General features: G+C 63.8%; 4 protein-coding genes and 1 pseudogene. All 5 read right to left on the reverse strand.

Annotated elements, in window-relative coordinates; all coding sequences use genetic code 11:
* Positions 1-522 precede the first annotated feature (522 nt).
* A pseudogene (gene tpg, locus PV350_RS40700) lies at positions 523-819 on the reverse strand (telomere-protecting terminal protein Tpg); the annotation flags it as partial.
* A gap of 124 nt (positions 820-943) precedes the next feature.
* Positions 944-1,153 carry a hypothetical protein gene (locus tag PV350_RS40705; RefSeq protein ID WP_500338451.1) on the reverse strand — a complete coding sequence of 70 codons (210 nt, stop codon included), beginning with the start codon at positions 1,151-1,153 and terminating at the stop codon, positions 944-946.
* Between the two features lie 221 nt (positions 1,154-1,374).
* Positions 1,375-1,620, reverse strand: coding sequence for a hypothetical protein (locus PV350_RS40710; RefSeq protein WP_500338452.1), 246 nt, complete (start codon positions 1,618-1,620; stop codon positions 1,375-1,377).
* A 269-nt stretch (positions 1,621-1,889) separates the two neighbouring features.
* Positions 1,890-2,168, reverse strand: coding sequence for a 3'-5' exonuclease (locus PV350_RS40715; RefSeq protein ID WP_500338454.1), 279 nt, complete (start codon positions 2,166-2,168; stop codon positions 1,890-1,892).
* A gap of 931 nt (positions 2,169-3,099) precedes the next feature.
* Positions 3,100-9,345: a WXG100-like domain-containing protein gene (locus PV350_RS40720; RefSeq protein WP_500338456.1), complete on the reverse strand. Its 6,246-nt coding sequence runs from the start codon at positions 9,343-9,345 to the stop codon at positions 3,100-3,102.
* Between the last annotated feature and the right edge of the window lie 40 nt (positions 9,346-9,385).

Genomic DNA, 9,385 nt, shown 5'->3' on the forward strand with positions numbered 1-9,385 from the left:
CCGTCCTCATCACCCCGCGGAAAATTCTCCCCCACCACCAACCGCGCAAGCCACTCCAACCCCCTCGGCAACTTAATACTCAACGCCCCACCCTCCCCACGCACCACAGCAAGCACAACACCGGCAAACGGCAAATACGACACCGCAAACCCCGGGCGATAAAATCCCGGCATTCCCGGCAATGCTCAGGGGCCACACCACACCAGCAGCCCACACCAACCGAGCACCCTATCTCCGCCATCCCCGAAACCGCCATCACCGGCCAGAACCCCCATAACCCGACACCAACCATGCGCATAGAAAACCCGCGACACAAAACCGAAGAACGACGCCGGACCGCGAAACTGGGAAAGTAGAAAGCGGTCCACAAGCCCGCCAGATCCAGCCTTCCCGGGCCAACACACGGCCACCGCATTCTGCGCCTTCCAGGAAAAGCAAGCAGCGCGGTAATCTCATCACCATCCGGGTGCGGCCGGAATCCATCGGGGGGTGGGTCTGCCCCTGCCGCACCCGGAACTGGCCCTACAGCTCAAAGTCGATGTAGTCGATGTCGGTGAACTCCACCTCCAGCCCGGCCGCGCGGCGGCCGCGGTCGCGGAAGTAGATCTCCTGCAGGCCCTCGGCTGCGATCGCGCGCAGCTGCTCCTCGCTCGCCCCGACATCTTGGGCGTCGAAGAGGCGGGCCGCGTACTCCGGCGGCAGCGCCTGGGTGATCAGGCGCAGGCGGGCGTCGTCCGTGCTACCGGGTGCGGCGGTAAAGCCGAAGCGGGCGCGGGTGTCGATCACGATGCCGCCCGTGGTGGCCGCGGCCTGCTTCGCGACCATCCCGGCATCCTGCCAAACCACCCCCAGCAGCGCTGCCGGCCCCGGGTGTCGTGCATCACTCAGGCCAAAAAAACGGAAAGCGAAAAGATGAATCGGAGCTGGGAAAACGGCAGAGGTGCTATAGCCCGGATTCTGAAATGCCCTGGACGAACTGGCCCAGGATGTTGAAGATTCCCTGGCCGACGGGAGTCGGGGCAATCAAGACCCCCAAGACGACCACGATGGCGACTGTGAGCTTCTCGTCGAAACGGCTCCGGGCTTCCGTACGACGACGCAGACGTAAGACGACAACGAAAGCCAGCAACACCGCCACATTGATGGTCAGCAACGCCCGCCAGTCCCCTCCCCGAACGTCGCGACCGCCCGCTACGCCGGAACAGCCGCCCGGCCCCCTGCCTACCCCAGCCCACGCATGCTCAGCGCCCTGATTGGCCATCATTGGCGACAAACCATCGCATCGAAGACCGGATCCCTCCCGTAGGACCGCCGTTCGGGCCCGGCGCCCCCGGCTGCGCACCCGGACGAGGGGAGCAGGAGCACGAGGCAGCGTCAGATGCGGGCCGGCCGGGGCGGCCGCGCTTGGCTGCAGGGTTCGCGGGTGTCTTCTTCGGCCTCCTCCGGGTGATACCCGGTGGCTTCCGGAGCCTGGAAGAGGCCGGTCGTCGCGGGACGTGGCGGGCGCTTTGCGGCGCGGTAGGGCGTCGCCGGTTCCGGCGTGGAGAACAGGGGCACGCCGGGAGTCTTGAACGGGCCTGAGGATGTCGCATGGCGCCGGGGCGCGGGGATGTTCTTCATCGTCGCCCAGTATGCCCCGGACCGCTGTTCGGGTGGCTTCCCCTCAGGGCTGCCGTGTGGTGGTCATGTCACGGAGTTTGGCCAGGAGCTGGTGGCAGTCGGCGACAGCGTCTTGGGTACCACCGAGCGGCTGGTACCGGTAGGCGCCGCGTGTGATGGACCACAAGCCCTTCCATGCGGCGTAGGGGGCCATGGCGTCTTCCCCACGACACGCATCGAGCCAATGGGTGACAGCGTCGGGACGGCCGTGGTGGAGGCGGGTCAGCTCTCTATTCCAGGCAGCCTCGGTCGTACGGCATGCCGTAGGCGACCAGGGTCCGACCCTGGCACACCTGCGTGAGCGCGGGCAGCACCTCGGCAAAGGCCGGCGCCGACGCCAGCCGGTCGGAGGTAATGCCGTGCACCGAGATCGCGGCGTCCTCGATGACCACGCCCTCGCCGGGGTACACGTACTCGTTGAGCAGCACGCTGCCGTGCCGGTCTGTCACCGCGATCTGCACCGCCCACGGCTCGGCCAGGCCCGTGGTCTCCAGGTCGATAACCCGCAAGGAGTCATCCGCCAGGAGACGCCGTGCCCAGTCACAGGCCCGTTCCCGCTCGCGCGGCCACGACACCGGGCGGCGCAGCGCCCGGACCACGTCGTCCAGGTCCCGTGGCGTTCATGGGTGGCCTGCACCCGCAACTGCGTCCCCCCGCTCCCGTGCGGCTCCGCGGTAAACATCCCCAGATACCGCTGCCCCCTGTCGTATACCGCCCAGGACGGGCGGTCCGTATCCGCGGGCCGCACAAACTACACCGACTGCCCATCGACATCTCGTGCGAACAGGTCCTCCCACGTGGCCGGATCCGTGACAGTCACCAGCGCTCCCTCCCGCTACGGATACGGCCCGCCCGGGGACCCCCGCTGTAGGCACGACGCACAGCAGGCCCCCAGGCGGACCATCCCCAGCGGCCTGCCCGACCGGGAAGAAAAACAGACCACCGGGGCAACCACGAAACGATCAATCGCAGTTGACGATCACCCTACCGAAAAAGACACCCCACGTGATCAACCGATCACAAGAACTGCCCGGCTGGCCCGACCCACAGCGCCGGGCAAGCCTGCGGTGCCAACAGGCCGCATGCACGCTTGACGTGCCCCGATGATGACGCCCTTTGAGAGCATTCGAGATCCACATCAGCACTCGGCACGCGCTGGTAGCTATAACAGACGCAAGGCCGGGCCGGGACTCCAACGGGAGCCCCGGCCCGGATCTTGTGTACCGCCGTGGGCCGCAGCGCCGTGGCTGTCCTCCCTCGCATCGTGGCTGAGGAACGCCCGGGGATTTGACTGTGGTCGTAAGACGACGGAGGGTGACACCCCAGGGGAGTAATCGGGCGGAATGGCCCATGGCGGAGTACCGCTCCACGCTGACCCACGTCGTGCGCGTCGGGCCTTTCCCCCGGCTTGACGACACATTCATAGCGAGAGATCCAAAATCAGGAGTGATGTTGGGTGTCGAAATCCAACGGCGTGTCGATCGGCTTTCTGAGGCGATCACTAGAGATGGAATCTCCGCTATCCGTATCGTATCCATCTCGCGGACCCACGTAAACATCCTTAGGGTCGCTAGTCGCTCTGGTGATATCAAATAGGTGATCCCGGGCCTTGGGGTGATGGTTGTTTACCCACTGCACAGCGGATCTTCTGCTTTCGAACGGCGGGTTGGGGTGCGGGGGCCGGCGGAGTGTACGCATGAATGGCTGCTGCTGCGCCCATGTTCGGTAGTTTATCGCTGAATCGGTCAGGCCGTCATCAGAATAGCACCGGTGGAGGTTTTTCAGATTGTACTGTTCCGCGGTAACAGGCTTTTCCTGATGCCGTGGCCAAGGGTCAAGAATCCGGAACTCTGGATAGTTCCGCACGCCCATGCCCAAGAAGCTGTGATCGGCACTGTGATGAATAATCGAGACGGGAATGTTCGCACCATTAAATCGAAATCTTGCTTCCGTAAAAAGCCACTGCGCCAATTCGCCACAATTGCCGGTTTTATACTTCTCGGCCAACGCCGCGGAGATTCCGGACTCCTTTTCCAAATTTTCCCCGCTGCTGAGGGTACGCGCGTCGAAGCGGTAGCGTATAGCATCAAGGCTTCGTCCACCGCTTTCCCGAACGTGTTCGATCTGATTCGCCGACCACGGGATGGATCGCCTGCAATCCCGCATAAGTTCGGCACCATGGTATTCGTAAAATGTGCCAAGAGCTTGCTCGTGTCGGGCGATTGCCGCCAAATTTTCTTGGGTCTGCATATGAAGATTGATCATCTCTTCCGCTATGCGGCGACTAGAGTACACAGATTCGTCGACTCGGGTTCGCCACAGATGCAAATCCTCGGAAACGTAGGCAGCTAGCTTCACTCTATCACTTGCTTCGCTTTTTGCCAGACCGTTAAATTGCTGATCGGCCTGCGGTCTGCCGCGAAACTGCCCCGGTCGCATTTTTCGGTAGCGGTCGAGGGTTATCAATTTACGGATAGCGGTATCGTAGATCGTACGTTGTGTGTCCGTAAGCCCTGATCGACCCAAGGCTGCCTTTTGCTGTTCTAGTTGTTCCTTCAAACGTACGCGGCGATCAGCCAGGTCACTTTGCATCTCCCCGACTCTTCGCAGGGTCAACTGACTCAGGTGCGCAGCTGGCCGGATGAGTTCCGGCGTTTGCGGTGTGGCGCGGGAGCCGGTGCTGACGTGGCCATGGTTACCTGCATCCCCAGACTCTGCCGATTCCAATGCAAGCCGGTGAATGGAACTACTCACCCCATCATGAGGGCTGGTCACCGCTGGGGTGCTGCGGCCGAATTCGACCGTGATCCAGGCACTGCGTCTGTCGGCGGCAGACTGTTTGTTGTCGCTGAAGCCGCCTGAAATTTCATCAATCCGGAAGTCTTCCACGACTGGCTTCGGCCCTTGGCTGACGTCGTCGAGATGCTGCTGGATCTGCTCTCTCAGTGCCCTGGCAGTTGTGTTCGCGCGATGATGGCCGGTCTCCGATGCCCGGTCGCCTCCTCGGCCGCCCTTACCGTTTCCGTACCCGGTGACCTCAATCCGTAGAGTCGGTCTCTCTCCACGGCGCCAGCAGACGACAGCCTCCTCAACAATCTGCTGCGCAGCTGACCGCACCGCATCGGCGCCTTCACGGCTCAGTACATCCCGTACGCCGCCCTGGAACGGAACCCGAACAGACAACTGGAACGGAACCCCCTCACCGGACCCGAAACCGGTACCCGGCAGGGGCACCTGGGCACCCGACGGTATCTGGTACACACCAGCGTCAGACACCGTGCCAAGTGTTCGGCTCGTGGGGTACTCGGCCCGCTGCACGCCGCTGTGGTGTCCACGGGCGCCCGACCCACTCGGGCTGCCGCCTACCAGGCGTGGGCGGGCCTTGAGGTCTGCGTCGGTCGCGTTCAAGGAGCCGAGGTCAATGCCCAGCCTTTCCAGCTCTTCACGAGCGGCGCCGGCGGCGCGTTCAGCCTTCTCCAAGACCTGTTCCGCGGTCTTAACCGCGCCTTCAAACGATTCCTGGTTCAGGCTCTGCCCGCCCTCCATGCCCCGCTCCATCCGCCAGAACAGGTCCTCATAGGCGGCAGCAGCCCGCTCCTGCTCCTGGACAGCTTCCAGGTAGGACCGCAACGCAACAGCGGACGCTTCTTCGTGGCTGGCAGACTCCTCGCGATACATGCCTTGGACCAAACCAAGCTCAACCCTGTCATCGCGCCCCTTACCCCGCACAGTTTCCGCTACCTGCTCCTGCTCCTTCGCTGCCCGGTCCCGCACCTGCTGGTATGTCGTCGGCCCCTCACGCAGCGTCTCCAACCCGGGTTGGAAGAGGCTCCTGTTCAGTTCCGCAGTGCTTTCGCTGCTGTCTACAGGAGCGGCGTCAGTATCTGTGCCGTTGTACGCGGCGGCACGGCCCACAGCGTCAACGGCCGGTTCCTGGTCAAGGGCTGATGCCAGCACACGGCTTTTAGACGCCGTGGACAGCCCGGGAGACATCTGCAGCGAGCTAAAGCCGGTTCGCTGCGGTGCTGCGGGCGTGTCGACAGCACCACTCGCGCGCTCGCTCCAGCCCTTGACCAGACGGTCCATGAAAGCAGCGCGCCGTGGCGCGCGCTCTCGTAGTGTCTCCTTGTCCAGGAAGTAGTATCTCGCGCTTTCGGCCAAATCTTCGAAGGCATTCACCGTACCGTACTTTGTGATTGCCTGCTCAGCAACAAAGAAGCGACGGTTCTTCTGAATTAGCGCATCATAGCGCTGCAGAACAAGTTTCGTATCAGGCTGGGCCTCGAGCGCCTTGGTGAGGCGGTCTACAAGTTGAATTTTGGTCTCGTCCTGCCATGCCCTCACATTTCCCGGAAGTGACTCCAGCAGCCGGTACGTCTCCTGTGCGAGGTTTGGCGGCGCCCATTCCTGGAAATCCTCGAGTCTGAACACAGTGGCCCGGATCAACTCGCGCAGTGCCTCCCTGTGGTCGATGGAACCCGATGGCGGCACCCACTCCTTCCATCCCGACTGCTTGACACCGTCCCAGAAATGCCACTCGAACTCAAGCATCGCATAATCGAGCAGACCGTGAGCCACTTCATGAACCACAACTCCAAGAACGCCGTTAATGCGTTCGGACGGGTCACGAAAATTCCTTTTGAACGGACCCGTGAAGACATTAATCAGCTTTTTTTTGCAATACATTTCACCCAAATGCCAACTGTTAGGTTCTTCCGGCCCAGACAGACCCCACTCCACCGCGGAAAGTGTATTGATTTCCTGATCCGTTCCGCTGCGACTGGACTCATCGCGCCGCGCACCCATAATAGGCGCGAAATGGCCAAGCGCCTCATCGATCATCGGTAGCCACTCAACGGGGAATTTATCGACCTTAACCCGGTCGATCACCTCCTGCGGCAGATTGAAATAGCTCCGCTTGAATTCTGCGACTCCGAGGTCGGAATTGAATGATACTCCGTAGGTTCTTTCCAGCTTCACCATCAGCTCAGCACCCGAGTCTGGCCGGGAGCTGCCGACGGCAGCGGCGAGCTCGGCCTTGTTGACACCACTATCGGCAGCGACGACGGGGATGCTAGCCTCGTTGGCGGCCTTGGCATCTTCTCTGGCGCGCGCTCGACGGAAAAAGCCCTTCCAACGGCTGGCCCCACCGAGCATGGCCAGGGACTGGCCGCCGTTAAGGAGCTTCCCTGCAATTGCCTCGGCAACGGTCTTGTCATTGCGTGTGGTGATGTGTTTCGGTAGCTCGACGTACCGCTGCTGCACGACATGCCGGTCTACCAGGCCGTACTCCCACGCCGTATTCAAAATGGAATTGACGTCGTTCGTCACTACGCCAAAATTCCGCATGAAACGGCCAGCCGTAGCAGCAGTCTCCCTAAAGCGCACGTGTGGGCCGTCGCTCTCGTCCCCGAAGGGTGGAGGCAGCAGGTGACCGTTGCCGGTGGCGTGCGGAAGAGCGGCTGGTGCAGATTCCTGCCTCACTTCGGCGAGGGTTGCAGGGCTTACCCGCCTGGACGAGGAGGGTGTGGGCGCGCTGTCCACCGCCACTCCCGGAACGTCATCGGCATCGGCATCGGCAACCACCATCGCACCGGCGACATCGGCCCTCTCGTCGGCTGTGTCGGGCACACGGCCTATCCCGGGATACGGGCCACCATGCCCTACTACCGGAGCCTCCGTGTGAGCGGTGCCCGCAGCATGCAGTCCACCGGGAACGTGCGACCCCCGGCCCCCACGCCCTGCACCATCGCCTGGCACAGCATCTGGCCCCCCAGATTCAGGCCGCGTACGCATCCCTGTACCCGCAAACGACTCCACACCAGGCAGCACCACCGCAGCCACTGCCGGCTCCCCCACCACAGGTACCAGCGGCCGGTCCCCGGCAGCGCCAGTACCCCGCGACCCACCACCGACAGGACCAGCAGCAGAAGTACGGGTCACGGCCGCAGCATGCGCGGGAAGAGGACTGCTCTGACCAATAGATATCGGAGAAAGAACCCCCTGACCTGTACCCGTCAACATCCCGGCACCCGGCGCAACAGAACCGGCAGACACCACAGCAGGCACAGAGTCGGTAGCGCCCGCACCAGCAGAACCAGCATCCAGCGCAGCAGTGCTGGGCGTCGCGACATGCCCCACACCCGCCCGCACATCACCCGGACCACCCACCGCCGTTGCAGGAAAAATGCCAGCCACGTCAGGAACGCCAGACACATCATCGAAACCTGCAAGCCCGGCAGCAGTGCCCACGTTTTGGACCAACGCGATGTGGTCACCGAACCCGGCAACACCAGCACCCGCACCAGCCCCAGCACCGGTGCCGGAGGCCGGGGACTGGTCGGTGACAAGAGTGTCGTCGCCCCTGACAGCCGACCCGACACCGCTGCCCTCCGGACCCGCCGCTGCTACCACAGACCGTGAAGCCCCGTCACTCGTCTCGGCACCACGCACCGCACCCGGCACCTGCGGTGTACCAGAACCACCGGAGCCCGCAGTGGTGCCGGGCCCCGAACCGGAACCGTTGGCCGCCACCCCGAAACGGTCCACAGGCATAGCGCCTGTGCCGGCACCGGCCGTGCCCGCGGTGGCCGTGCCCGAACCACCGCCGGGGATCGACGTGACCACGCCCCGGCCTGAACCGGTCCCAGGTGTGTTCCCGGTCTCCGGACCGCGGCCCGGGAACCAGGCCGGGCCTGCCTGCCCACCGGTCCCGCCACCCGACACGACCCCGGCCGGCACGCCCACGTTGGTGTGGTCGGTGCCGGCCGGCCCTCGATCACGCACCGCACTCGCAGGCGGCACCAGAGTTTCCTCGCCGTCGTCCGTCTCGGGAACGGTGAGCTCTGCCGCCGGCGGCAAGCTGATATTGAGGGCAGGAATCTCCGGCACCCCGCCCCCGCCGGCGGTGCTACCGCCACGGCGGCCACCACCGCCTTCGGTCATGCCCTCGACCATGCCCGAGGTGAACCCGTCCCCCACATTGCTGTTGTCATGAAACGCAGCATTGCCCATACCCGTACTCACCATCGTGCCGGTGCCCTCGATCACACCCCCACCCAGCAACGACTTCTCAAACTTCGGTGCGACTGCCGCGCCCACCCCCCGGAACCCGCCAACCACACCGCCTTCCAAAGCACCACCAAGCACCATGTCCCTCATCGAGGACACATCCCACCGCGTCCGGTCCCCCCGCAACATCTGCAACGCCTGGATCACCCCATCCAGCGTCAGCCCGAACACCGCCCCCGCCGCGACCCCCGCCACCAACCGCCGCAAAATCAGCAACACCATCGCCCGCGCACCACTGATCAACGCCGGAACCGCCTCCGGCGCCCACCACGCCAACTGGACGATCTCCGCCGCCGTCCACGCCAGCATCCCCACAATCATGAACTTCGCATACTCGATCTGCAGCGCACACTGCCGACACGAATCCCCCAGCCGCCCAGCCCCCTCCACCAACACCGGCAACTGCACCCTCAACCGCCGCGAAAAATCCCCATACTGCTCCCCCACCCCACCCCCGACACTGTCCAAAACCCCCCGCACCGACGGACCAAACTCACGCTCCAACGCCGCCAACTGCCGACCCGCCCACCCCCACACATCACCCAACGCACGCAGGCCGTCCTCATCACCCCGCGGAAAATTCTCCCCCACCACCAACCGCGCAAGCCACTCCAACCCCCTCGGCAACTTAATACTCAACGCCCCACCCTCCCCA

Origin of the sequence: Streptomyces sp. PA03-6a (assembly GCF_033792765.1) — a bacterium.
Taxonomy (GTDB): Bacteria; Actinomycetota; Actinomycetes; order Streptomycetales; family Streptomycetaceae; genus Actinacidiphila.